Source organism: Corynebacterium sp. HMSC06G04, from assembly GCF_001807365.1.
In the GTDB taxonomy this organism is placed as follows: domain Bacteria; phylum Actinomycetota; class Actinomycetes; order Mycobacteriales; family Mycobacteriaceae; genus Corynebacterium; species Corynebacterium simulans.
Window position 1 is genome coordinate 106232 of the sequence record NZ_KV788608.1, and the last position, 25416, is coordinate 131647.

A 25416-nucleotide genomic window follows, 5' to 3' on the forward strand; every position below is an offset into this window, starting at 1 on the left:
TTTTCACCAGGAAGCTGCAGTTCCAGCCCTGGGTTTCTAGGTCTGGGTATTTGCGGGTTAGCTGCTGGGAACGTAGTCTTCGCGGGATTTAATCCACTTGATGACGACGGTGGTTAGCGGCAGCATGACCACCTCGATGAGGGTTTTCCACACGAAGCCGACCACTACGTAATTGAGAAAGCCGCTGAATGTGGAAATGCCGATGACTGGTGCGGCGATGATGCAGAACAACACAGTATCGCCGAGCTCGCCCACGACGGTTGAGGCCACCAAACGGCCGATGAGCCCGCGTTCACCGGACTTTGCCTTCATGCGGGTCAGCGTGAAGGAATTGAGCAGCTGGCCCACCAAGTAGCCTGCCAAGGAAGCGGCGAGGATCTGCGGCACAAGGCCCAAGGTAGCGGCGAAGGCCTCTTGGCCTTCATAGAAATCCGCCGCTGGCAGCCAAATCGCGATATAGAAGCACACCGCGGCCAGAATCGCCATGACGAATCCGATGTAGACCGCCCGCCGCGTGGACTTGAAGCCATAGCATTCGGACAGGACGTCGCCTGCGATATAAGCCAGCGGGAATAAGAAGAAGGCGCCGTCGGTGATGAGCGGACCGAGCTGGACGCCCTTTGTGGCATTGATGTTGGAAATGAGGAACGTAACGACGAACACCGTAACCAGCCACGGGTACAGCGTGGACTGTACCGGGATGAATCGGATGCTCTCGCCACTGGAAGTGGTTGCGGTTGCCGATTTTTCTGTCATGGGCAGTTATCTTGCCATGCCGTCTTATGGCGTTGTCTTATGGCGCTGTCTTATGGCCTGAGAAAACAGAAATGCTCACACATCTTAGGGGAGACTGGGGAATGATCCTCAAGGTAGATCCAGCGAGATATGTGCAGCTGAATCCGGCATTATCGATGTGGCGCTGGCGTAGTGGAGGGTAAATCCCAAGGAAGAGGCGAAATGAGGCCTTAAGTATGGCATTCTTTTGCTTGCAACACTTGTGCCTATTTTGTTCCCTTTGGTTTCCCTGGCCGCTCTCTTGGCTGGGGGAGCGCTATTTGAGAAAAGGTCATTAGTTATGACATTTGGTTCGCTTGGCTCATCGCCCCAGTTTGGTGGTCCGCGCCCCGGAGCGGGTAGCGGCCCCAACAACGGCCCTAACAATGCAGCCGGCCCGAGGTTCGGATTCCCAAGTTCCCCTAGCTTCGGTTCGCCGAATCAACCAGGAGGAAGCGCGCCGTCGTTTGGCGCAGCTGGCCCCGCACAAGGTGGCGGCCAGGGTTTTGGCGCACCAGGCGGGCAGCCCAGCGCGCCGCGCAGCTCGCGCCCTGCCACCCCAGCCGCACCCACCAAGGGGCCGTGGCCTTTGCTCATCGCCGCTGGTGTGGCCGCTATTTTCTCCTTAATCGCGGTAATCGCCGCGCCATTGGCCTCCACTGCAACCCAAGGCCTTTTCTTTGGCTTGGCCATCGCGGGATGGGTGCTTGCCGGCATCGTCGCCTTTGTGCTCCTTGGCCTATACACCCTGCAAAATACTCGGCGCCAAGCGGAAAGCTTCTACATTGAGGATACGCGCCAGACGCTGGTCTACCGCCTCGTCATGATCGGCGGCTTCTTGCTTGTGATCGCTTCCGCAGTGGAGATCGCCTTCTACGTAGGAAAGGTGATGGGCGCCTAATGCGAAAACTAAATCGTCTCCTCGCTCTCAGCAGCACTGCACTGTTGTGCGGTTTCGCAGGTTCCTTGGGAGCTTCCGCGCAAGATGCGCCAGCGCCTGAGCAAGCACCAGCGCCCGAGGCGGCCCCGCCGGCAGAACAAGCCCCACCAGAACAAGCTCCACAGGATAAAGCACCGCAGGCCTCCGAGAGCAGCCTCTCTGAGGCCTCGCAGAAAAACCTAGCGGACTTTAGTTCGTGTATCGCGGATAAGAAATCCGCGGACCTGTTGTTCGTGCTCGACCAGTCGCAGTCCCTCATCGGTTACGAAGGCGAACCAGCCACCGATGGCTCCCACTTCCGTGTTGATGCCACCAAGGACATCGTCAATCAGCTGGCCAGCCTAGGCAAGGACGCCGGCGCGGATATCAATGTCAAGCTTGCCGGATTCGGTTCAGGCTATTACTCCGAGGCCGGCGAGTACGGCGGCTGGACCAATGTTTCCGGAAACGCCGGCGCCTTGGACAAGGAGATTGACGCTTTCCGCAACAAGGAGCGCACCTCCGATCTAGAAACCGACTACGGTTTGGCCTACTCGGGCGCGCTCAAGGAATTCGGCGATCATGATGGCAGCGATTGCCGCGCCATTGTCTTTTTCACCGACGGCGCCTACGTGGGCGTTGAGACCGGCAAGGACAACGCAGCAGCCCGCAACATTTTGTGCACCCCGGATTCCACGGTGTCCGCATTCCGCCAGTCCAATATCCGCCTCTTCAACGTCGGTCTCGTACCGGCGCGCGATGCGAAGGAGCAGACGGAGCTTCTCACCGACCTGGCTGAAGGCGAGGGCTGTGGCCAAGGCGAACCCAACGGCGCCTTCTTCAACGGCGGTGAGGATCCCGCCGCACTGTTTGCAGCTTTCCGTAACCTCATTCCTACCTCCGGTGGCTTGAGCAAGGAAGGCACTTTCACCGAGCAATTCGATTTCTTCCTGGATAATTCGGTCGACCCAGTCCGCCTGTCCGCGGTTCCGAAGACCAGCGTAGAAGAAGGCAAGATCATTCCGACCCTCACCGGTCCTGATGGGCAAACGGTAGAGCTGAAGCCGGATACCAAGAAGGTCGCCGGCGCTGACGTGGAGATCACCACCAATGACCGCCTTCCGGGCATGGTCGACGTCGCAATGAAGAAGGGCGGCGAAGGCTGGGCCGGCAAGTGGACCTTTGGCTACAAGCTGGAGGGCGGCGCCGAGGGCGAGTACCAGGCATCCATGGTGATGATTCCGGGTCTGAACCTCAACCTGCAGCGCGAAAACGGTGAGAAGCTAAGCGGCGGCATCAACTCCGACCAAGTTATTAAGGCACAGCTTGTCGACGGCGGCGGTGAGCCGCGCAAGCTCGAAGGCCAAGGCACGCTGCGCGCGGAGTTCGTCCCCGAAGAGGGCGAGCCAGTAACGCTTCTCGAAAACGCCCCGATCGTGGACGGCAACGCGGTGGATATCCCGTTGGACAAGGTCGAAAACGTTGCCGCGGGCAAGCTGGTGACCAGCGTGGACATCACCACGAAGGGCGTCGATAATCAGCCGGGCTCCAAGCTCAACCCCATCAAGAGTGAAACCCCGCTGACGATTACCCCGGTCAACATGCCCTCCGTCGGCTCGGCACAGGTGGTGTCGATGACGGAAAAGGAAGTCACCGTTGATGTTCCGGTAACTGGTCCGGGCAAGGTGTGGCTGGCGGAGCAAAGCTTCGGCGCTGACGAGGCCACGCTGCCGAAGGGCGTGGATGCGCTCAAGGTTACGTCCAAGCACGATTCCGCGGATAACGCGCTCGAGCTTGGTGAGGGCGAAGAGGCGACGCTGCCGATCACCCTTTCTGCAGAGAACATGGAAGACGGCGCTTTGGCGCTCAAGCCAACGCTGAGCTTGCAGTCTGCGGAAGATAATCAGGAAGCGCAGCTGCCGCTGCAGCTGAAGGGCTCGATGACCACGCCTTTGAGCAAGAGTGCCTTCGGCCTGGCATTCGTGCTGGCGGTCCTTTTGGGCCTTTTGATTCCGCTGGCGGTTCTTTACTTCATGAAGTGGTTCTCCGGCCGCATCCCTGAGTCCCCGCGCATGTTCGCGAAGACGATTCCGGTCAAGAAGGAAGGCACGAGCCTCATCCGCACGGATACCGGCAAGCCGTTTGCGGTTTCCAAGGAGGAGTTCCAGGGCGCAGTGCCTGTCGACGCCGCGCCGCGCCGGGCAAACCTGGGCCTGTACGAGGCGAAGGCAAAGATGGGCCTTAGCCCATTTACCGCGGCCCATGTGGAAGTTGAAAAGGACGGCTCCATCTCCGGAAAGGGCAAGCAGTCTGGCGGCCGCGCCATCTTGCCGCTGGCAGTTCAGAACAACTGGTTCTTCGTGGGCAACGCTAATGACAAGGATCGCGGCGAAATCGTCTTGACGGTCGACACGATGGCACATGCCGAAAAGTACGACGAGCTTTCCGAGGAGATCAACCGCTCCGCACCGGTGCTCTTCGAGCAGGTGCAGTTCCCAGCGCCGAAGGAGCCTAAGGCTCCGAAGGGCCCGAAGGGAGAGCAAGGCGCACAAGGCGCACAGGCGCCGCAGAACGCGCCGGGTGCTAACGCTCCAGTGCAGCAGTTCCCGGGGCAGCCGGGCCAGGTGCAGCAGCCGGGCCAGCCAGGTCAGCAGCGTGGCTTCGGTCAGCCAGGTGGCCAAGGTGGCTTCGGTCAGCCAGGCCAACAGGGAGGCTTTGGCCAACCGGGTAACCAGGGCGGCCAGCCAGGTGGTTTTGGTCAACCAGGTGGCCAGGGCGGCTTCGGCCAGCCGGGCAACGGGCCGCGCGGCAACAACGGTGGATGGCCGCAGGGGCCTTCCTTCGGAAACAACTAGCCCGAACCATAACGCAAGCAGAACGCACAAGTTGAACACTTAAAGAGACATCCCGAAAGGTTTTAAGAGCAGATGAAGAAGTTCCTCGTAGTTGGCTGCGGTGGCTCCGGCGCCAAGACCTTGGCTTTTATCATGGACCAGCTCAAGGCGGAGCTGCGCACCATCGATCCAGACATCACCGAGCTGCCCAAGGCGTGGCAGTTTGTGAACATCGATGTTCCCCTCGAAGAGGAGGCCGGCCCGCAGAAGCTGCCGAACGTTACCCAAAGCGGCGGTCAGTATGTGGGTATCGGCTCACGCCAGCATTACAACCAGTTCGATGCTGGTATCTCTGAAACGTTGGGCCGCTCCGGCAAGCTTGGTGAGATCGCCACGTGGGCTTCGCGTACGCCGCAATCGAATGACACAAAGCTTGCCGACGGCGCCGGCCAGTACCGCGCCATCGGCCGCATCCTGACCCTGCGCCACCTGAAGGACATCCGCAACGCATTGAACGCGGCGGTGTCTGAGATGTTTACCCAGGAAGCTATCCAGGAGCTCAACGAGCTCAATTACAAGCAGTCGAAGAAGCGCACAGATACTGGTTCCTCCGCGCCGGTTGTGCTGGTTGTTTCCTCCATGGCAGGCGGCGCAGGCGCTTCGATGTTCCTGGATGTCTGCCGCGTTCTGACCACCATCAAGAATCTCGATCCGACCAGCACGCTGGTCTTCATGTACACCCCGGAGATCTTCTCCGACAATAAGGCAGAGGACATGGCCGGCGCATGGCCCAACTCCTTGGCCATGTTCGGCGAGGTCGTTGCATCCCAGATGGGTAACTCCACCGCGCATGACCGCGCCATCTTCGAGGCCTTTGATATGGGCACCCCGCCAGAGGGGCCGACTTTCGGCCGAATCTTTCCCATCGGTTCCAAGATGGGCACCACCGGCTCCCGCTTTGGCGATGGCTCCGCGATGTCGATCTACCGCGGCCTGGGCCGCGCGCTGGCCGGCTTGATGGCCTCGACTCGTGCGTCTGACAACCTGGTCTCTTATGCGTTGACCAACACCCCATCCGGTGACGGCGGCCGCCGTTTCTTCGGTTGGGACCGTGATCAGTCCCAGGGCGGTACCCCGTGGGCCCGCCTGCCGTGGGGTTCGCTGGGTTATGCGCAGATTTCCATGGGCCGCGATCGCTTCGCTGAGTATTCCGCACAGCGCCTGGCCCGTAGTTCTTTCGATCGCTTGCTCAACGGCCACCTTGACAAGGCCAACCCAGAGGCCGGCGAGATGCAGATTGCAAAGCGCCTTGATGAGCGCCTGCCGGGCCGCTTCCAAGACATGATGTTGGATCCGAACTGGGCGATGGGCGGACCTATCGATCCGAACTCCGCGTATAACTGGCTGAACACCGTATTCGGCGGCATGGGCCAGCCAGCTGCCGAAAACGCAGCGCGCAGCCTGCGTAGTTTCATCCCGGTGGGGGAAGGGCGCAACGTTAACGAGTGGCGCGCAGAGCTCATGCAGAACCTGAGCGATCCACAGAACCAGCAGTACATCGCGGGAATGCTCCAACAGGCAGCGTATGACACCACCTATCGCTTCGCTAACTTCTTCTCAGACAAGGTCTTGAGCACGGTCGAGGGCGAGTTGGCGGCAGTGGGCCTGCCTTATGTTCGCGAGATGCTCGATCGCGTCAAGGACGTCTTGGCCAGCGGCGACCGCCTGCAGCCGCAGCTTAACGAGTTCTCTAATTCCTTCCAGAACTTCGCCGTGCTTGCGCTTCCGCAAGGCGCGGAGCCGATCCTTAGCCCGCTGACCGGCAAGGGCCAGATGACGGATCCAACGCCGACTGTCAACGCGCTACTGGGCCTTTATCACCAGCAGTTCTACCACTACTTCCTGTTGGCTGCGGCGCATATTCTGCAGGACGTTCTGCAGGATTACGTCGACGAGAACCTCTTCCATCTGCAGCGTGAGCTTGGCGACGCCCATGAGGTGCTCGAGAAGGCGGCACAGTCACGCCCGGAGACCAACAAGCTGGCAGACGTTCGCACCAACGAGGTCAACGCCTGGCCGGAGGAAGTAGACGAGGTCGTTGAGTCTCGCTTCAAGGGCGCGGAAAACGAAATCATGTTGACCGACGTCAACGCGTTTATCACCGACTACCAAACCCAGATGTTGCGCACCATTCAGGGCCAGCAGTCCACTGCCGATGTACAACATTACGATCAGGCTTACCCATTCGCGGTGCGTGCGGTCATTCGCGGCGAGTGGGATTCGCTAGATGCCAACAAGGCACCGCGGGATACGCTGGCGCCGCAGAAGCGCACCAACGATGAATACAGCAACCGTGCAGGTTGGGTATCCAAGCACCTATCGCAGCATCCGCAGACCGGGGAGCGTCGCGAGTCCCAGCGCGCACAGTACCGTTCGCGCATCCGCCCGGCAGATCTGCTGGAGCGCTCCCGTGCGTGGATTAACCGCCGCGACTATGAGTTCTACAAGTTCAACTCCGTGGATCTGCGCAGCTACCTGACGCTGACCCCGGATATCAACGAGGTGGAGCACTCCCAGCGCATTGACCGCTTCGTCAACGCCTTCCAGTTGGCGCTGAGCTACGCCCGCCCGTTGGCTGCCGTGTCCAGCGACATGGTCCAGCGCATCCACGGCAAGGACGTGCAGTACACCTACTCCTTCTCTGATATTCCTTTCGAGGCTTTGGGCAGCGAAGAAACCGGCATCGTTCCACGCCTGGGCGAGCTGCTTTCTACGCCTTCTATTGACGAGCCATCGCAGGTGGCGTTGCGTAACTCGCTGAACATGTCCGAGCAGGTACAGCACATCGAGATCTTCGGTTCCTACCCGAACTACTCGCCGATCGTATTTTCTTCCATGTTCGGCTACATCGCCGAGGACATCGATAAGCAAGAAAACTTCGATGGTTCCTACTGGTCGGAGCGTCGTACCCGTCCGCTCGCGGCGGCACTGCCGCTGACTGAGACCGAGCGTCAGGCCATGGTTGCAGGTTGGATCATCGGCCGCATTACCGGCCGTATCCACATCTCCAACCCGGATTCCGATAACGCCGCGGCACATATCTACGACGACACCGCCAATGGCGTAGGCGATTGGGTACCTTTCCCGAACCCGATGCTGATTTCCCCGCGCCGCATGGTTAAGAAGTCCGACTGGATGTCTTCCGTGCTTGAGTCCATCTTCATCGCGTACGCGAAGGTACAAAAGAATGGCGCATACGGCTTTGCCTCTTCCTTGTACCCGTACCAGTTGCTGCGCGGGCTTTACGACGACGGCCAGGACTTTGCGCACTCTGGTGCTTCGACGCACCCACTGGTCCACCGTCTGGCGGCCTTCCTGCGTGATGGCACCGTGCCGGGCCGCGGCGTCGTCGGCTCCAGCATCCAGGATCGTTATGAATCCTTCGTTGCGGAGCTCGATAAGTTCGTCCGCGGCGCCGATCACTTCATTCCGGGTGGAATGAATTCTCTGCCGGGTCAAGGCATGGATGACAAGCCATTTGCAAACATTCGCCGCCGCGACGTCGCCTCCGCTACGCCGTACTACCGCGACCTGGCGCCGGACGTCGTCGTCATGGCACAGCGCATCCGTGATCTGCTGGGCCAGGCAAAGACCGCCGCGGAAACGCCCGTTACTTTTGAGGCTCCCACGAGCCGGGATTCTTCCAACCAGACCCCGCGCTTTGAGCCTGAATTCAACCTCACCGACTTGGATGACACCTTCTAATGACTAACGTACTGTTCTTTGGACACGGCGCCACGGCCGATGAGATTCGTTCCCGCCTTTTCGACCTGCGAGCTGTTGGCTTGCTGCAGAACTTCATGTGGGTGGACTACACCCAACCGACGTCGGCAGCCGCAGTGCGCTTCTTCGACGCCGAGGGAAACCCACGTATTGCCACTCTCGACGAGTCTCTGCGCAACCACGAAGGCGATATGCTCCTCGTGGTCATCGATACGCTGGATGAAAGTGATTCCTTGCAGCCAGACGCTTTGTCGCGGTGGGCGGCGGCCGTGGATTCGCGCATCGTCCAGGCCTCGAACCAGCGCGTTCGCCTGTTGCTGACCACCTTGCCTTTGCAGCCGGCACACATTGAGCCGCTGCAGGTGTGGGAGAACCTGGTGCTTTCCCCAGAAGAGGGCGGCACTCCTTCCGCTTCGCATATTCGCCCCATCATGCGCAGCGAAGATGGCTTTGCCTTGGCACAGTTCGCAGCTCCTGCCGTGGCATCCATCTTCGGCCTGTGGCGCGGAATGCAGGAGGCAGCTGTATTCGAGGCCGAATCGGGCCGGCTGATGGAAACCGGCAACTGGGAAAACTTCCGTCTCGTGCGTGCTTTCCACCGCACTATCGATGCCAGCGAGGTCGAAAATGAGGTCAAGGACCGAGTATTCAATCCGAATAATCGCCTGCCGCGTACCCGCGTGAATAACACCAGCTACACCGAGCACGCTACCGATCCGAACGCGCTTACGCAGCACTACGCGGATACTCTCTTTCACGCTTTTGGTGGCAGCCTGATTTCCCAGGAAATCCCGCTGGAGACCCCGAAGACGCAGAAGATCGGCGCGTGGGCTGCGCTGCGCGATAACCTGCGCCTGTACTGGGCCACCGTCATCGGCAAGCCGCAGGATTGGGTCAACGACCGGCGCGGTGCCGTAAACAGCGCAACCGCCTCGTTCCTGCAGAATCTTCTCTATGGCCGCAATTCCAACATGGAGGTGGTTTTGGATGGCCATTCCGGCAAGGGCGAGAATGCTGTATCCATCGCACAGATGCAGCAGAAGAATAACCGGACGCTGAATGAAGCCCAGAAGGTCCAATTCGACGTTGGTGATACCCCGCAGCTGGCTGGCATGTGGGAGGCCTATCATGACTTTGCGCTGGGCTTAGTTGATGGCCAGTGGAAGGAAAACGCCAACTTCGCCCCGCCGAAGGGCAATAACCAGGACGTACTCATTGTCCAGCACGGCAAGCAGTCCGTGCCCGATGTCAGCCAATCCTTCCGTGGTTTCCACCCACTGATGAACCGCACGGTGGGCTATGAAAACGAGGCGCAGGCAACGATTGCACCTTTCGATCCACTCGCTGCGGAGAAGTTCGCGGCTGACCTGGAGTGGACTAGCCAGAGCACACAAAACACTGAGATCAACCGTAAAAAGCAGCAATTCGCGGCATGGCGTAACCAGCACCAGGAAACCTTCGCATGGAAGGTCGGCTCTGGTTTGGCCGCAAGCCTGCACTCCGCGCGCCAGCGCGAGGCGCACTTCGAGGACGTCGCCCGCCAGCTCAGCGAGGAAGCCAAGGGCTTTGCCGAGCGTGACTTCAACGCTGAAAACCGCAAGCTGACCACCAAGCTGCGCGCCATGTGGGGCGTGCTAGGCGCGATTTTGCTCGTGCTCATTTACCTGTGCATCTCGCATTACAACAGCGACTTGCGGATCTGGGATTCCATGCCCACCCTGGACTGGAAGTGGACCACCTTCGGCGTCATTGTTTCCATCGCCTTGTTCCTGGTTTGTTCCTGGCTTGCCTTCACCAAGGCGCAGCGCGAAATCTACGATTACGTGCAAAGGCAAAAGCTCAATCGCCAGAACCAGGAGATTGCCGCGCGCAACATCGTGCTCGCAGCGGGAGACATCGACCGCAACATCAATGCATACGGTCAGTTCCTGAGCTGGTCTTCAGTTCTGGGTCGCGCAATCTATGCGCCATTCGGCTTGAAGTCCACCACCAGCGACCACCTGCGCACCCCGGAATCCGGCTTGCCGGATAACGCGCGTATCGGCAAGGCAAAGGTCACCGACGATGAAACCAGCCGCATGGCCGAGGGAATTCGTTCCCACGTTTTCTCTGAGGCCTGGGCTCATAAGTCTTTGCGTGGGCTCGTGGATTACATGAATTCTGTCTTCGAGCGTCACCAGGTGGGCAACGGTTCTATCCAGCCGAGCGCCATGTGGGGCATGCGCGGCCAGTATTCGAAGTCGCCGCTGGACATGATCGCTCGCAACCTGGATCACCCAGCGATGGCGGATCGAGATTTGAAGCCGCAGGTCTGGCACAGTGCGATTACCAATCCACAAATGACGGGCAGCATGCAGCAGTTCCTGTCCAAGGTGACCTTCTTGGACGATAATCGCAGGCAGGAGCAATCCACCCAGCAGTTCATGGCGGGTATGAGCGAAGAAAAGGGCGCTATGCAGGCCTTCAGCAATGAATCGCTGACCACGTTGGGCGCTTCCGATGGATACACCGAGATCGATCCTTCCCGCACTCGCATCATCGAGGTCGATAGCAATACCGCGCTAACCAGCCAGCTTTCGCGTTCTTTGACCGTGGTGCAGTTCGGCCGCATCACCGATTTCAAATACTTGCTGCCAAAGGAAGCGCAGCCGGAGACGGAAGCTGCTTTACCTTCCTTCGCAGATGCGCTCAGTGGACTGGACGAAACCGACCACATGGACTCTTTCAACAATGCTTCGCAGGTGCAGCCGGGCCGCCACAGCGCCGGCGAGGGTTCCACCGGCTTTAGCTTTGGCCGCCACAGCCAGACGCCGTCGCTCGATGACTTGGACGAGACGTTCTAGGAGCAATCACCAAGATGACGCAATCACCCAAGATTACGGATATTCCGCTTTCGCAATTACTCCCGCTGCACGATTTGGAGCAGGTCTCGGCCGAGGACGTGCGTCGGCACATTGCACCGCAGTACGGCGAGTTTGCAGAACAAATCGCGGCGGTATTCAACGGCAGCGCCGTTGCGCATCCGGAACTTAACGCGGCCAATCTCAACCCGCAGCCGCCTGCTCCGGAGCCCCAAACGGGCGCCACCCTATCCTCCTTTGGAACTTCGGAGATCAAAGACATGAGTCCCAAAAAAGAAGACCCACAGTCGCCACAGCCTGGTAACAAGGACATCGACTGGGCAGCGGAGCTTGCCAAGCTCAAGGCCAAGGAGAACGTACGTACCCAGGTCAACGAGGACGATTACACCAACCTGCCGGCAGATGCATTCAGCGCGCCTTATAAGGGCAAGCAGCCAGAGGGTTGGGTAGTGCCTGAGATGCACGCTGTGGTTGAGGTCCCGGAAACCACCGATGCAGCGGCAGAAGCAGAAGAAGATCCTTATGGCTACGAGCAGCCGACAGAGGATAATTCGGACGTTCGCCACCCGGTACGCATTTGGTGGGAGCCGGTTTCTGCGCAGCCGGGAGAACTGGTTTTCTACCGCGTCGTCGCCGATGACCGAGAGATGATTGCCTCGCCGGAAGCAGGCGAGACATTGATGATCACTCGCGGCACCGCTTACCGCGACATGGATCCGGGTACGGCCGGTCTGCGCCACTATGCGGTGTGGGCTTATAAGGGAGCCGATCTGGGAGAAGCGATTAGCAGCCAGCCGCTGTTTATGGGCGAGACGGCAGTGGTCTTTCCGCCGGTCAACGTCAAGGTGACCACCATCAAGGGCGCAATCCAGGTCTCTTGGGACTTGCTGGAGGGCCATGAGGCCGCCGTCGTTTATGCATGCAAGGACACCGAGCGCGACCTGCTTTCCCCGCGGTTTGAGCAGGACATCGAAAGCAGTGGGCGTAAGGCCACCATCCGTGTGCAGGAGGCGGGCCAGACCATGGTTGTCTCCTTGCAAGGCCAGGCGCAGTTCCGAGATGGCAGGTTGACCAGCTCGAATGAGACGGTAGTGCAGCATTCGGTGAAGTTAGCCAGTGAGCTAGAGAAGATGTCGCTTACGCGCTGTGAGCGGGAGAATGCTGGTGGTCACGACAACATCGAGATTGAGTGGAACTCGCCGAAGACGGGCGAAGTCAAGATTTATCTGACCCCGCACGCCCCACGTCCGGAGTTGCGCACCAAGGCCATCGATAAGTCTTATGTGGAAAACGCGTTTGCCGACGCCGTGACTGAAACGCGAGGCGCAACCCCACCGGATTCCGTGCAGAACACCACGATGCCGTGGCCTTCTGATTGGTACGAGGTTTATGTCACCCCGGTCAACTTCAACGAGGCCGACGCATGGGTCGGTGAGTCGCGCGTTCTGCAGCGTGTGCTGCCCATCGGGGAGGATGAAGTGCGGCTTATCGAGCGCGTGGATAGCCAGTTGATTTCCTTCACCTGGCCGCGCGGCGCCACGATGGTGGAGTGCACGACCAACAGCGGCACTACCACGGTGCGCGAGGAGGAATACGAGTTGCAGGGCGGCATTCGCCTGAAACTCGAGCGCCACAGTGACGTCGTGCGCCTGCGCCCGTTTGCCATGTTTGCGGGTAAAAGAACTGAGGCCCGCGAACAGGTCATTGAATACCCCGGCCTGCGCACGGTGACTTATGACTTCCACTATGACTTCAGCACCCGGCAGCTTGGCGTGTACCTGTCCAGCCTGGACATGGGCGATAGGCGCCCATTTTCTTGCCAGGTGATTTATAACCCGGTGCGCCTGCCGCTGTTTGCTGAGGATGGTGTGCCGTTGAAGCTGTCTGGCATGAACACGGACCGCTACACCAGCCAGGGCCTGCACCAGGGCACTTTTGAGCAGCCTGATTTCATCGTGGACTTAGACCAGCGAACCCGGAACGGCGGCTATGTTCGCCTGTTTGCGGTCGAAGACTTTGCTACGGGTGATTTTTCCGCGCAATCTTTCAACCCTGACTTCAGCCACGACTTCAGCTTGGGCCAGCAGGGCAGCTTCGATTCTGATTCGGCGTCGCAGTTCAATGCCACTGATAGGACGGTCGTGGTAGAAAGCGGCGTCGCCCAGCGCTTGCGCTTTGACCCATTGCCTTCCCCGCAGGATGGCGCGCAGAACTTCCAGCAAGGAGGGCAGTACTAATGGCGGGTGCTTTTAGCTTTGCATCCTTCTCGCGCGGCAACGGTCGGGCAGGTGGCTGGGGAGTGGGCGCAGTAAGCGGGGATATTTCCCAGGAGCAGCTGCAGGAGCTGGTTAGTTTTGTCCCAACGAGCTTGAACAGCGGTACGCCTATTCCGGACTTTCCTTCGGCTCAAGAGCGCGCGGAGCTGGTGCGCCGCACTGCGGTATTCACGCTGACCGAGGAGGGCGAGCAATGGGTCACCATGGTCTCCGTTCCCGCCGGCATCGACGCCACGGGCCGCGGCGGCAACGTCTTTACCTATACCGCGGTTTCAGACGGGGGAGTGCCGCCCGCACCGGCGGACGTGCTGTATTCGCCGGATGTGCCGACGCCTTTTTCCATCTTTGAAGTGGACAAGGTGGAGATCCCGGAAAAGATTTCGTGTAAAGGTCCGCTTGCGAGCGATGCGCTTATCGACGACTTCTTGGCCGGCGGATTCCGCAGCCCTGCCGCGTTGCCAGCGCCCTTCAAGTCCGTAGTGCCGCATAGCGACGCCGCCTATAACGCGCGCTTGGTAGAAGCGATGGCGAAGGTGCTTTCTTCGAAGAAGAAAACTCTCGTCATCTTGGTGGCTCCCGAAAACCAAGCGGCCTTTTGGGTTGCTGCCGCAGCCCGCGAGGTAGGCGAGCTGGGATTCGGATTCTCTACCTTTGAAAAGCCAGCCGCCATAGCTGAGCTTCCACTGGGAACTTCGACCATGGTGGTGGTTCCTGAGTCCGAAAAGTTGCGTCTTTCCGAGCTGACCAAGGCCCGCGCTATTCCTGGCAATCCGGTGATCTTCGAACTGGGCGAGCCACTGCCGGACTTGAGCGCCTACGAGGGCGCTGGGGAAATAGCGTCGGCGCCGACCCCAGCACCGGTAGCAGTAGAGCCAGAGGCGAACTCGCCTTTTGTTGACGAACCCGCACAATCTGTGGCCGAGCCATGGGCTGAGTCGCCGGCCGCAGCTGCCGCAGACTTGTCGGCTGCGTCGCAGGTAAACCCTTTCAGCGAAAGTGCGCAATCTGCGCCACGGGGCGAGGAAAACGGGGCATCGCCAGGCATCGCGCAAACGGAGCCTGCACCGACCGCAGCAGCTGCAGCGGCCCCTGCGGCGCCGGGTGCGAACGCCGTCCTTCCGGGGCTTACCTCAGATGAACTGGAACAGCTGCGAGACTTCGATCCAGCTTGGTGGATGGGTTACCTGAAGAAGCATCGGGGGCGTGCTATTCACTTTGCGCTGCTGCATCCTTCCTGCTTCCCCGAGGGAACGCGGGTCTTTGCGCTGGCGGCAGCATTGGCTTCTTGGGTGAAGTATTTTCCGGCCGATTATAACTTCCTAGTTTCGCAGGCTTTGGGCGGCATCGACACGGCGTCGCTGGATCAAGCGCGTGCACTCACTATCGAAAGATTTGCCCCTGTTATTCAGCCTGAGGAACGGCGGAGTGCGGCGACTGGTGAATTAGGACGTTACTTGAGCGAGATTTTTGCAGAAATAATTCGAGCACACGGTTTCACGGAAAGTTAAAGACAATGGCTAAATACACTTTGAAAGACGGGGAATCTCGTCACCTTACAATCACTGACACCATTCGCGTCGAGGCTTTCGAAATCGGTGCGGGTGGCGCGCAGGTTGAACTCGCTATCGTGCCCGAGGGTGTGAATTACACTCGCGTAGATGACCTGCTGCTCATCGTGCATGCGGTTACACAGGATGCGACGATCCAGGTGCGCCCGAAGGGCTTCGGCACCTTTGGTTTGCGCAGCGAGATTCGTTTGAATATCAGTAACGGTGAGGACACCGTGAGCTTCCCGCGCGTGCTTATCGACGGCGCGGAAGATAGCCCCGAGCGTCTCGCCGAGCTGCAGGTTGAGGGCCAGCAGCTGCGTCTTTCGGCCTTTGGTTCTTCCGAGGGCGCAGGAATCACCGATTCAGCGCGCGAGGTCCGCTCAAAGATGCGCCGCGCGGCGCTTGATGACGCTGAGCTGGCCGATGCCATCGCGGTTATCGATAGCTCTGCTTCCATGCAGGTCAACACTTCCGATGGTGCTGTCGAACTAGCGGCGAAGTACATAAATGCCCTAGCGGATTCCTTCGCGAACTTCACCGCGACCGATGGGCAGGAACGTACCGCTGGCCATACCGTAAGCGAGCTGCAGAGCTTTATCACTGGTGCTATCGATGCCGGTGCTGACCGCGTGGGGCGCCGCCAGTGGAAGGGACATGACTTACATGAATCTTCCTCGCTGTTTATCTATGTAACCGACAGCCCTACTGCCGCGATGCTAAGCGGTGAAAAGCCCGCCGTGGTGATTGTGGTTAGCCCGATTGCCGAGCAGGAAGTTGAACTCGCGCGGGCTAGCGCAGGTGAACACCCGGTGGCTTTCGTGGTGATTGACCGAGACGACGTCGATAAGCAGCGCAGCGCATTCAACAGCGATCTTGCGCGCCTATCCGATGAAGTGGCAGCGATGCTCAAGGAGGAGTACTAATGACCAGCACCGCCGCATGCCCGTGGACCTTCCGCCCGCTGGAAAAGGGCGCTACCGAAAGCCCATATAACAACCGCGAGCTGTTGCCGGACTGGACTGAATCGGTGACCCACTGCGTGGCCATGGCCGGCGCGCGTAACTCCGGCAAGTCGCTGTATACCGCAGTGATGGTCAAGCAGCTCAAGCAGCTTGCGCACAAGCACGATCACTCCGTGCTGGCGGCCGATGAATCCACGGCGCAGCGCTATGCGGAAAAGTACGAAAACCCGCTTTTTAAGGAAATGCAGAGCATGGAGCCCACCCCGAGCGCCGTGGCCACCGATGCTTATCAGCGTGACCCGCTGATCTTTGATCTGGGCCGTTGGCCAGATGCCGAAGGCGTAATGCGTACCAATTACCTCGTCTTCCGTGACGTTGCTGGCGAGGACCTGGAGAACCTGCCGGAGCGGGAAGAAGACCGCGAAGCGCTGTCCTTCTTCAAGTACGCCGACCTGGTTATCTTCCTGTTTGACCCGCTGCGTGAGCGACAAATCCGGGACTACCTGCACGGACTTGTTCCGGACTTTGGTGAGCTCGGTGCCGAGCCGACGCAGGTGCTGGAAAACCTCATCACGCTGATGGGAACGGAGTGCCCGCCGCCGCTGGCAGTGACCATCTCCAAGTTCGATACGCTGCAGAAACTGGAGCATAACCCGAATACGCCGTGGGCCAAGATCATGGGCAACGCGGGCGCTGCCTTCCGCCGCGATACCGGCTGGAACTTCCACTTCGACGATTCCTACGTCCTGCACCAGGAAGTGGACTCCTTGCTGCGCTACCTGGAAGCCTTCGACCTCATCAACATGGTCGCCAACGTCAGTAAGAACGGATACCGGTACTTCGCGGTCTCCGCTCTAGGCGAGGCGCCGACAGGCCGGCACCTAGCACGCAGTGGCATCGCACCTTTCCGCGTGCTGGACCCAATCCGTACGCTGCTTAGCGGCTACGGCGTATTTGGAAAGGATGTCCAGTGACCTTCGGTACGCCCAACGGAAACCAGCAATTTGGGGTTCCTTCCCAAAGCGGTGCTGGCGGAGCACAGTTTGGTTCCCCAGCGATGCCGGTCAGTGACTACCGCTATGGGCAGGTTGCAGACCAACAGAAGGCGGCGCGCCGGGCCGCCGATATGTCCGCCTGGCGGGCGCCGTGGGCGCTACAGATCGCTGCGCTTTTTGTGCTGGGAATCTCGGCCTACATCGTCTACTACGTATTCGAGCTCGTGGCCTCCGAGCGCGTTCCCGAACACTTGAACCGCATCGAGCGCCTAGCCACTGAGCTGGGCGTGGGGCTTTCACTCGTGGTGCTCGCGCTGTGCGTGCTCATGGTCTATACGCTGCATGCCCAGCACAAAGCGCGGATCTGGCTGACGGTCATCCTTGCCATTGTGGTGTTGATGCTCGTGTTGCCACACGTCTGGCCCATTTCCTTAGCCGCAATGGTGGTCATTGTGCTGCTGTGGTTACCAGGCCACAAGGAATGGTTCGGCTTTTAAGCCTTCTTAGCCAATGCCGCGAGCGCCTCCTGATTGTTCGCCGTATTAAACAGCTCATAGGCCACGCGGTACTTCTCACGTGCGGTGACAGCATCGTTCGCGGAGGTATAGCGATCCCCCAAGAGCTCAACGACTTCAGCCAAGGCGTTGAAATCTAGGGGGCTGCGCGCCGAGGCGATGGGGTGACGGCCTAGAAAGTCCATCAGGACCTGGGTGGACTTAAACATGTTTTCTGCCTCCGTGCGCAGCGTCTCGGAGAACAAGACGGTCCAGCGTGCGGCGATGGGCAGCTCCGTGTACTTGAGTGCGTTGACGTACCGTGAAGCCAAGATATCGTGTGCCTCATCGCGGTCATTGTCGATGAGGAAGACCTCGACCTTGCGCAGCAGCATTTCTAGCTCGCGGGCTTCATTGCCGCTGCGGGAGTATTCCTTAGCCGCAAGGCCGTAGAAATCAGCTGCGGTTTCGCCCGTGGTATCGGTATTGTTGCCGGCCGCATCAGCGTAAAAGCGTGCCAGCATTCCCGCAGGCAGCGTGGCATATTCGGGGCTGAGGTGGTACTTGCGCAGGATCTCGTTGCTCTTGTTCGCCACGTGGCTGCGCGTCGCGAAGGAAGGGCACGCCCACAGCGCGCCGACAGCGGATTCGAGGAGGATAGACAGCGCCTTCGCGAGGGCGGTGCTTGGGTTCGGCGCCACGCCGACCGGGGAAGCCGGAAGAGAGTCTTCCTCGCTGAACGCAGCGAGCTGGACTTGGCGGTTGATGTCGACGAATTCCTCGCTGTGCTCTTTGACGTTCTCACGCTTGGCAATCTCGAGGCGGTCACGCAGTTCGTTTAGCTGCTCTTCGAGGGTGCCGGTTCGCTCGCGCTCTTCCGGTTCCTCTGGCTTTAGCTCTGCTGTTTCTTCTGCTTCGGCTGCTTGTGCTTGCTGGGCGGCTAGTGCTTCCTCGGCGGCGCGCTTTTGCTCGGCGATGTTCTGCAGCTTTATCAGTTGGGCGTCGTCTCCTGCCTGGGCAGCTTTCTTGGCGTATGCCCATGCCTTCTCGGAGTCTTGCAGAGCATCGTAGTAACGGGACGCGAGCCTAAAGCCGCGGCTGGTGATGGCCGGATTACCAGCTAAGGCGCCGAGGCTTGCGATGTGCAGCGCGGACTGGGCCGCTGCGGGGGAGGTCGGTTCCTGGCAGATAAGCAGGAGCATAAAGGCATTGAGCAGGTCAGCGGTAGGCGCTACGTCCTCAGCTGAGCCCACGAATTTATCGTCACCGATGACTTGGCTCAAAAGCACGCCGATTTCTTTTAATTCCGCCGCGGGAAAAGCGGTGTCGTTGTCGTAGCTTTTCGCAATTTCCAAAAGCTCGGTGGCACGTTGAGCATTGAGAATAGGGTAAGTCACATCGGTAGGCATGGGGCAGATTTTAGTGCAGGAACATATAAATTTCGCTCGTACACTAGATTCCATGAATTCTCACACCCACGCTGGACGCTACGCCCCGAGCCCTTCGGGGGATCTCCACTTCGGAAACCTCCGCACAGCCCTTCTGGCATGGCTTTTTGCGCGTTCTTCAGGGCGGCGCTTCGTGGTGCGCATCGAGGACATCGATAAGCAGCGCTCCTCGCTTGATGCAGCGCAGCGCCAATTGGAAGATCTGGCCACGCTCGGAATCGACTGGGACGGCGAGGTCATCTACCAGCAGGATAGGGAAGCCTCCTACAGCGCGGCCTTGGAGAAGCTGCCGTACTATGAGTGCTTCTGTTCGCGCAGAGACATTCAGGAAGCCGCGCGCGCCCCGCATGCCATCCCCGGGCAGTATCCGGGAACCTGCCGCTATCTTGATGAGGAAACCAAAACGCAAAAACGCGGCGAGCTTGCCGCGCAAAGCCGCGTGCCATCGTTGCGGCTGCGTGCGGAAACAAATCAGTTCACCATCCAGGACAAGCTGCACGGCAATTACACAGGCGACGTCGACGATTTCATCTTGCGGCGCGGCGGCCAGGTTACCGATATTGATAATCCAAAGACGGACTGGGCTTATAACTTGGCGGTGGTGGTAGACGATATCTACCAAGGAGTCGACCAGGTAGTCCGCGGCGATGACCTTTTGAGTTCCGCGCCAAGGCAGGCCTATCTCGCGAGCCTGTTGGGCCAGCCGGCGCCAGAGTTTGTTCACGTTCCCTTGGTTCTCAACGCGGAAGGCAAGCGCTTGTCCAAACGGGATGGCGCGGTAACGCTGCGCCAGTTGCTGGAGTTTTATACCCCGGAGCAGGTGGTGGGGCAGATGGCGCATTCGCTGGGCTATACGGCAGCAAGCGCTCACGAGCTACTGGAAAAGTTTCAGCCGGAGGCGCTGAGCACTCAGCCTTATGAGTGGAGCGATGGGCGCCGAGGTGCCGCACAGGACTAATACCGGCCAGACTATTGTTTAAAGGGTAAGCTACAAGGGGCAGAGTCGGCGCGTATGTGGAGTGAGTTTTGTGGAAGTACTGCTAGTACTCATTGGTCTGATGTTGTTGACCGTGATTGTGGTGGCAGTCGGGGATAAGACCGGGCTTCCCTGGCCGGCTTTGCTTTCCATTCTGGCGGCACTGTCCATGTTCATTCCGAGGCTGCCGGACTTTGAGATTCCAACCGATCTCATCCTGCCCGTCTTCCTGCCGCCTTTGCTGTGGGCGCTGGCGCGTAGAACCTCCTGGGGTGTAATCCGCGAGCAATGGGTGACTATCTTGAGCTTGTCCGTGCTCTTGGTGGTTGCTACCACGCTGACCGTGGGCATGACCGCCTATGCCTTCTTGCCTGGAGTCAGCCTGGCGGGTGCGATTCTCATCGGCGCAGCTATCGCGCCGCCTGACCCAGTTGCGGTGGAAGCAGTGGCTGAGCCCGCGGGTATCCCGCGCCGCATTATTTCCACGCTGCAGACTGAAGGCCTGTTCAACGACGCGGCATCGATTGTGGCTTTCCACCTCGCACTCGTGGCGGTGACCGATGATTCCACCATGACCTGGGGGAATGCTATCTTGAGCTTCCTTTACTCTGCAGCAGTGGCGGGTGTGCTGGGCTGGGGCAGCGGACGCCTTGCCTCCATGTTCATCGCGCGAGTTCATGAAGTGGTTGCCCGCAATGCGCTTACCTGGGTGATTCCCTTCGCCGTCTATGTAGTTGCGGAAGAACTCCATGCTTCTGGCGTTATCGCAGTCGTTATCGCCGCGGTGGAGCTGCATTCCCGCGCGCCGATTCAGGCCGAAGACCGTCTTTCCGGCCAATCCTTCTGGGAGACCATCGAGCTGCTGTTTACGGGCGTGGCCTTTGGCCTTATCGGTATGACCGTCAACAGCGCGGTACACGAGGCGGGTACCAACCTGGGGCATTCGATCATCGTTGGCGTGCTGCTTTCCCTCGTGGCCTTTGTAGTTCGGCTGCTATGGATGTGGCTTTTCTACCGCATCAATCTGCGGCGCGGAAAGCCACGCCTTGCCCCGCTGCGCCTGCAGGAAGTGCTGCTTATGGCTTGGTCTGGCATGCGTGGCCTGGTCACCCTCGCTCTGGTTTTGTCCATACCGAGTGATGCCATTGCCTATAGTGATGAGCTTTCCGTTATCGCCCTGACCGTTCTGGTGATGACCATGGTGCTGCCAGGCCTCCTGTTGCCGTGGCTCATGCGTCAGCTGGATCTCACCACGTATTCACAGGCAGCCTCTGACAAAATGCGCGCGGAAATCACCAAGCGTGCGCGCAAAGCTGGCGTGGCTTCGATGCGGAGGAAATACAAAGAATTGGACCCAGAGATTGCCGCCAATATCTCGCAGTGGTTTGAGGATCGCCTTGGTGAAGACGAGGACGGCGACGATGCCAGCACCCGTCTGCAAAAGGCGATCAAAGCTCGCGACGTCGCGCTGGCGGCGCGCCGGGTTGCCTTGGCAGGCGCCCAACAGGAGCTGCTTCGCCTGCGCCGTGACCGCAACTTCAACCCGATGATCGTGGATGAAGTACTCGAGGAAGTAGACCGCATGACCCTGGGAACCAAGACCCGCTAGGCTGGGGCCGCAAGGAGTATATAAACATGAATGCACTCGAATATGCCCAGCTGGAAGACAGTATGGATTATCTGTACGACTTCTTCGACGAGGACCTAGAAGCCCGCGTGCGCGCCGAGCGTGAATACCTGCCAGAGTCTCTGCAGGACTTGCTGGGGGATCACAGTGTGCTGGACTATATCTGGCTGTGGATTAAGGAGCCGGGTAAAAACGGTTTCAAGGCCTATCTGCGCGATGGCGGCTACTCGGAAGCAGAAGTAGAAGAGGCTTTTGTGTGGACCCGCAACGAGTGGGGCCACAACACGCCGCCGCATATTGAATGGCTAAAGGCCGATGGTTTTGAACCACCGGCCTTTGCGAATTAACTATGTCCTGCCCGATATCTTTGCTTTTTCCTAGCGGGTAGGCGTGGAATCTACCGCCACGATCTGGTGCTCCGGCTTGGAGCCATCAGCAGGGAATGCCTTGGCGATTGCCTTGGAGAAGTACTCCGCGCGCTTCTCGTTGCCACCGGTGTTGTAGTGGACGTCATCGCCCTCCAAGAACCACTCGGTCCGGGCATCGGTAGCCCAGTCATAGACCACGAGGTTCGGGTAGCGATCGCGGGAGGCCAGCAGCGCCTCGTTGAAAGGCTGCATGTTGGAATCCGCGTAAGCGCCGGAGTCACGGTTGGTGGTGGCGGTCGGCCACATTACGGGGGCTTTGCCAAGCACCTGCATGATTTGGTCCACGCGCCAGTCTTCCTCGCCGGAACCGCCCACGGCGCGGTTTGCGGCGTCGTTCACACCAGCGCCGATGACCCAGCAATCGTCCTCGCCGTAGCCCTGCTGCAACAGCTGATTAACGGAATCGAGGATGGTTGGATCCCCCTCGAGGGCCTCAACGGTGGAGCGGGCGCCGGTGACGTCTGCGACGACTTCTTGAGCGCCGACGTTCTTGTAGGTCACCTGGGCATTGAGTGAAGGATCGGAGACGTAGTCATCGGAGAACATGCCGATGGAGGTGGAGTCACCGACGTGGATGATGGTGGTGCAGCGCGTCTTGCCCTTCTGGTTCGGATCTGGGGCAGCGGAACTTGGGGCCGCGCTAGAAGAGGCATTAGGTGCTGGCGCCGCAGCCGCGGTGTCCTTCTTGGGGCCGCCTCCACCGACCTTCAAGCCCATCTGCTGCGAGCCTGGGGTTTCTTCCTGGCCCAGTGAATCGTTCCATGCGGCCGGAATGCCCATTGCAATCACGGCCGCCATAAGCGTGGCTGGAACGGTAAGGCCAAGGCGCGGCATGCCGATGCTCTTGCGCTTCGCCCACCAATTCTTCACCGGCTCGACGACGCCGTTGCGGCGGATCGGGTCCTCAACTAACGCCCAAGAAATGGCCGCGAGGAGGATGGAGATCACGGTGACCAAGATGGGGTGCGCTACGGACCAGTCTGGAATGAACACGATGGCGGGCAGGTGCCAGAGGTAGATACCGTAGGAACGCTCACCGATCCAGCGCAGTGGTGCCAGCGCGAAGAAGCGCGAGAGGAGGCTGTGCTGATCCAGGGCCGCGGCGATGACCGCGACGGTGGCGATGGAAAGAGCGATAAGGCCCCAGTTGTATAGGTGCGGCGAGTAGTCCGGCAGCAACCAGAAGAGCAGGCCAATACCAACCAGACCGAGAATGGAAGCCGGGATGGTAAGTGCCCGCGGCGGGATACGGTAGCCGCGCTGCTTGGTCAGTGCGATAGCGAGGGCAGCGCCAAGCAGAATCCCGCCGGCACGGGTATCGGTGCCCTCGTAGACGCGGGTGGCATCGGCGCCGGTGTTGAACAGGAAGGCCATCCACCCGAAGGACAGTGCGGCAAGCACCAGCGTGGAAATAAGAAGCGGCTTGCGCTTGCCACGGGTGAGCTTGAGCAGCACAAACAACACCAGCGGCCAGAATAGGTAGAACTGCTCTTCCACCGACAGCGACCACATGTGGTCCAGCGGTGCGTGGCCGGCAAAGCGGTCAAAGTAGGACTGGCCCTCCAAGATGACATGCCAGTTGTTGACGTAGAACAGCGCGCTGAGCGCATGGCCGCTGGTCTCGCCGAGCTTGGGGAGATCGAAGAAGATCGTCAGCAATACTACGGCGACCAGCATGAGAACGACTGCCGGCACGAGGCGACGGAAGCGGCGCAGCCAGAAGGTAGGCAGGCCAAGGCCCTTGCCGCGCAGGTGGCTGCGCATAAGGTTGGCAGTAATGAGGTAGCCAGAGAGCGTAAAGAACATACCGACGCCCAAGTAGCCGCCGGGCAGCCAGGCCGGGTCTAGGTGATACGCCACGACGCTGAGCACAGCGATGGTACGCAGGCCGTCGATTGCGGGCACGTAAGAGGTATGTGAATCAACCGGTCTTGGCATCCGGAATTCTCCTATAGGGAAACATCAATCAAGGGGGCGGAAACGGACATCTCTCGCGCTGCTTTAAAAAATGAAGGGCAGTCACAGCGCAAAGCTCCACTTACTCTAAACCCTTGTCTCGACATGTTTGGCTCTTGGGGGAGAATATTCCCCACGGTGTGGGGGTTGCGGGGGTGAGTAAAAGTTTTATGTAGTTCTTTGGGCCTCGCATATACAGTGAGTGACATATTTAACAAAGTGGTTTAAAGGTGGTCTGTAGATCGCGGTGTTGAAAAGCTGTGCCTTTTGCGCGCTAAGGCGAGTTTCGAAAGCGTAAGTGATAGTACGGGTTCCGTTTAGGCCGAGAAGCTCGGGAAATAACTCCGATGCCTCAAGTTTGTTCAAGCCTTCGTCCGGGGAAGGAAAGCCGTATTAAACCGACGTCCCGCAGCTTGAAATGAATAGTTTTTAAAATGAACTACTTTCGTTCGTTGAACAATAAAGGTGCTGGTTAACGCCATGTCCGAAAGCTTAAGTAGTGTGTTCAGCGTGCGTTATGCTTGGCAAATTTTTCTAAGAGATATTGCCCGTCTTGGGCGCACCAAGAAGTCGTGGATCATTCTCATCGGTTTGGTCATTACGCCCGCGCTTTATTCGTGGGTCAATATCGCGGCCTTCTGGGACCCATATGGAGCAACCGAAAATATTAAGGTCGCCGTTGTCAATGAGGACAAGGGCGGATCTTCTGATGTCACCGGTCATATCGACGTCGGCAAGCAAGTCACGGAGCAGCTGCACGACAATCACCAGCTGGGCTGGCAATTCCTTGACGCTGAAGAAGCCGAGCGCTCCTTGGAGCGCGGGGAGACCTTCGCCACGGTGACCATCCCGGAGAATTTCAGCTCGGATCTTCTAGGCGCGCTGCACGGCCAATATGCGCAGCCAACGTTGGAGTACCGCGTCAATGAGAAGGCCAGCGCAATCGCGCCCAAGATCACCGACAGTGCCGCATCTAGCTTGGACGAACAGATCACCTCTGCATTCAAGGAGCAGGTGGCGGAGGCAGCGGCCTCCTCGGTGCGCGATGAGGGCAATAAGTTCGAAGACCGGCTGCAGCGCTCCCGCCAGCGTTCGGAAGGAGCCTTCGATAAGGCAGCAAATAACATTTCCTCCGCGCGTGCGGATTTGCGTGAGGTTAGCGATAAGCTCGGCAACTCGCAGGTCAAGATGCAAAATGCCAAGCAGACGGTGCGCGATGTTGAGCAGGCTATGACGGATGCACAAGCCGCACTTGGCGACGTCCAGAATGTCATCGCCAGCGCACAAGGCGACGTCACCGGCTATACCGATTCCCTGACCTCGGCTTTCGTCGAGGGGTCAACCGGCGTCGCGCAAGGCACCGCGCGCGCCCAGGAATCCGTCGCGGATATTACTGCGCAGCTCGACCAAGCAAACTCCCGTTTTAACTCCGCGACCCAGCAAACCAACGACGCTATTGCCGCCGGGGATGAATCCATCCGGCAGCTGCGTGATGTCGTTAATTCGCCCGCCGTAGCTCCGGGTGTGGCGGGG

Annotated in this window: 16 protein-coding genes; 13 read left to right on the plus strand and 3 right to left on the minus strand. The window is 59.3% G+C overall.

What is annotated here, in order from left to right:
* Positions 1-57: 57 nt before the first annotated feature.
* Positions 58-756, minus strand: coding sequence for a queuosine precursor transporter (locus tag HMPREF3158_RS04905; protein ID WP_062036237.1), 699 nt, complete (start codon positions 754-756; stop codon positions 58-60).
* Between the two features lie 319 nt (positions 757-1075).
* On the opposite strand from HMPREF3158_RS04905, the gene HMPREF3158_RS13120 reads away from it, so the two are divergent.
* The 9 genes from HMPREF3158_RS13120 to HMPREF3158_RS04950 all read left to right on the plus strand — a co-directional run bounded on the left by HMPREF3158_RS13120 (position 1076) and on the right by HMPREF3158_RS04950 (position 17451).
* The gene (locus tag HMPREF3158_RS13120) at positions 1076-1675 is read left to right on the plus strand and encodes a hypothetical protein (RefSeq protein WP_246816180.1); all 600 of its coding nucleotides are present in this window, start codon (positions 1076-1078) and stop codon (positions 1673-1675) included.
* Entirely contained in the window at positions 1675-4548 is a 2874-nt protein-coding gene (locus HMPREF3158_RS04915; RefSeq protein WP_070497533.1) for a vWA domain-containing protein, read from the plus strand. The genes HMPREF3158_RS13120 and HMPREF3158_RS04915 overlap by 1 nt, the downstream gene beginning before the upstream one ends.
* A gap of 72 nt (positions 4549-4620) precedes the next feature.
* The gene (locus tag HMPREF3158_RS04920) at positions 4621-8292 is read left to right on the plus strand and encodes a tubulin-like doman-containing protein (protein WP_070497535.1); all 3672 of its coding nucleotides are present in this window, start codon (positions 4621-4623) and stop codon (positions 8290-8292) included.
* Positions 8292-11153: a hypothetical protein gene (locus tag HMPREF3158_RS04925; RefSeq protein ID WP_061920073.1), complete on the plus strand. Its 2862-nt coding sequence runs from the start codon at positions 8292-8294 to the stop codon at positions 11151-11153. The genes HMPREF3158_RS04920 and HMPREF3158_RS04925 overlap by 1 nt, the downstream gene beginning before the upstream one ends.
* Before the next feature lie 14 nt (positions 11154-11167).
* The gene (locus HMPREF3158_RS04930; RefSeq protein ID WP_070497537.1) at positions 11168-13408 is read left to right on the plus strand and encodes a SaeA-related protein; all 2241 of its coding nucleotides are present in this window, start codon (positions 11168-11170) and stop codon (positions 13406-13408) included.
* Positions 13408-14955: a GAP1-N2 domain-containing protein gene (locus tag HMPREF3158_RS04935; RefSeq protein ID WP_070497539.1), complete on the plus strand. Its 1548-nt coding sequence runs from the start codon at positions 13408-13410 to the stop codon at positions 14953-14955. Before HMPREF3158_RS04930 ends, HMPREF3158_RS04935 begins: the two co-directional genes overlap by 1 nt.
* 5 nt (positions 14956-14960) lie before the next feature.
* Positions 14961-15920 carry a hypothetical protein gene (locus HMPREF3158_RS04940; protein WP_062036224.1) on the plus strand — a complete coding sequence of 320 codons (960 nt, stop codon included), beginning with the start codon at positions 14961-14963 and terminating at the stop codon, positions 15918-15920.
* A complete protein-coding gene (locus HMPREF3158_RS04945; protein WP_061920082.1) occupies positions 15920-16933 on the plus strand; it encodes a TRAFAC clade GTPase domain-containing protein in 1014 nt (337 codons plus the stop codon). The genes HMPREF3158_RS04940 and HMPREF3158_RS04945 overlap by 1 nt, the downstream gene beginning before the upstream one ends.
* On the plus strand, positions 16930-17451 hold the full coding sequence (locus tag HMPREF3158_RS04950; RefSeq protein ID WP_246816181.1) for a hypothetical protein: 522 nt from the start codon (positions 16930-16932) through the stop codon (positions 17449-17451). Before HMPREF3158_RS04945 ends, HMPREF3158_RS04950 begins: the two co-directional genes overlap by 4 nt.
* On the opposite strand, the gene HMPREF3158_RS04955 is transcribed toward HMPREF3158_RS04950, so the two are convergent.
* Entirely contained in the window at positions 17448-18857 is a 1410-nt protein-coding gene (locus tag HMPREF3158_RS04955; protein WP_070497541.1) for a hypothetical protein, read from the minus strand. The genes HMPREF3158_RS04950 and HMPREF3158_RS04955 overlap by 4 nt on opposite strands.
* A gap of 52 nt (positions 18858-18909) precedes the next feature.
* Between HMPREF3158_RS04955 and gluQRS the strand changes: the two genes are divergently transcribed.
* From gluQRS to HMPREF3158_RS04970, 3 genes are all read left to right on the plus strand, one after another.
* Positions 18910-19854 (plus strand): tRNA glutamyl-Q(34) synthetase GluQRS, encoded by a 945-nt coding sequence (gene gluQRS / locus HMPREF3158_RS04960; protein WP_070497543.1) that lies wholly within the window; start codon positions 18910-18912, stop codon positions 19852-19854.
* A gap of 70 nt (positions 19855-19924) precedes the next feature.
* Positions 19925-21481 (plus strand): cation:proton antiporter, encoded by a 1557-nt coding sequence (locus HMPREF3158_RS04965; RefSeq protein ID WP_062036216.1) that lies wholly within the window; start codon positions 19925-19927, stop codon positions 21479-21481.
* 26 nt (positions 21482-21507) lie between these two features.
* Positions 21508-21846, plus strand: a complete 339-nt coding sequence (locus HMPREF3158_RS04970) for a hypothetical protein (protein WP_062036214.1) — start codon at positions 21508-21510, stop codon at positions 21844-21846.
* A gap of 30 nt (positions 21847-21876) precedes the next feature.
* Here the strand turns inward: HMPREF3158_RS04970 and HMPREF3158_RS04975 are convergent, their stop codons facing one another.
* Entirely contained in the window at positions 21877-23865 is a 1989-nt protein-coding gene (locus HMPREF3158_RS04975) for an acyltransferase family protein (protein ID WP_070497544.1), read from the minus strand.
* 528 nt (positions 23866-24393) lie between these two features.
* On the opposite strand from HMPREF3158_RS04975, the gene HMPREF3158_RS13125 reads away from it, so the two are divergent.
* The coding region (locus tag HMPREF3158_RS13125; protein WP_246816182.1) for a YhgE/Pip domain-containing protein at positions 24394-25416 on the plus strand (1023 nt) is incomplete at its 3' end.

Excerpts from the sequence above, each read along its gene's own strand:
- HMPREF3158_RS13120 (WP_246816180.1), top strand. The coding sequence starts at position 1,076 with ATGACATTTGGTTCGCTTGGCTCATCGCCCCAGTTTGGTGGTCCGCGC.
- HMPREF3158_RS04920 (WP_070497535.1), top strand. The coding sequence starts at position 4,621 with ATGAAGAAGTTCCTCGTAGTTGGCTGCGGTGGCTCCGGCGCCAAGACC.
- HMPREF3158_RS04905 (WP_062036237.1), bottom strand. The coding sequence starts at position 756 with ATGACAGAAAAATCGGCAACCGCAACCACTTCCAGTGGCGAGAGCATC.
- HMPREF3158_RS04935 (WP_070497539.1), top strand. The coding sequence starts at position 13,408 with ATGGCGGGTGCTTTTAGCTTTGCATCCTTCTCGCGCGGCAACGGTCGG.
- gluQRS (WP_070497543.1), top strand. The coding sequence starts at position 18,910 with ATGAATTCTCACACCCACGCTGGACGCTACGCCCCGAGCCCTTCGGGG.
- HMPREF3158_RS04955 (WP_070497541.1), bottom strand. The coding sequence starts at position 18,857 with ATGCCTACCGATGTGACTTACCCTATTCTCAATGCTCAACGTGCCACC.
- HMPREF3158_RS04970 (WP_062036214.1), top strand. The coding sequence starts at position 21,508 with ATGAATGCACTCGAATATGCCCAGCTGGAAGACAGTATGGATTATCTG.
- HMPREF3158_RS04915 (WP_070497533.1), top strand. The coding sequence starts at position 1,675 with ATGCGAAAACTAAATCGTCTCCTCGCTCTCAGCAGCACTGCACTGTTG.
- HMPREF3158_RS04940 (WP_062036224.1), top strand. The coding sequence starts at position 14,961 with ATGGCTAAATACACTTTGAAAGACGGGGAATCTCGTCACCTTACAATC.
- HMPREF3158_RS04925 (WP_061920073.1), top strand. The coding sequence starts at position 8,292 with ATGACTAACGTACTGTTCTTTGGACACGGCGCCACGGCCGATGAGATT.
- HMPREF3158_RS04930 (WP_070497537.1), top strand. The coding sequence starts at position 11,168 with ATGACGCAATCACCCAAGATTACGGATATTCCGCTTTCGCAATTACTC.
- HMPREF3158_RS04945 (WP_061920082.1), top strand. The coding sequence starts at position 15,920 with ATGACCAGCACCGCCGCATGCCCGTGGACCTTCCGCCCGCTGGAAAAG.
- HMPREF3158_RS04975 (WP_070497544.1), bottom strand. The coding sequence starts at position 23,865 with ATGCCAAGACCGGTTGATTCACATACCTCTTACGTGCCCGCAATCGAC.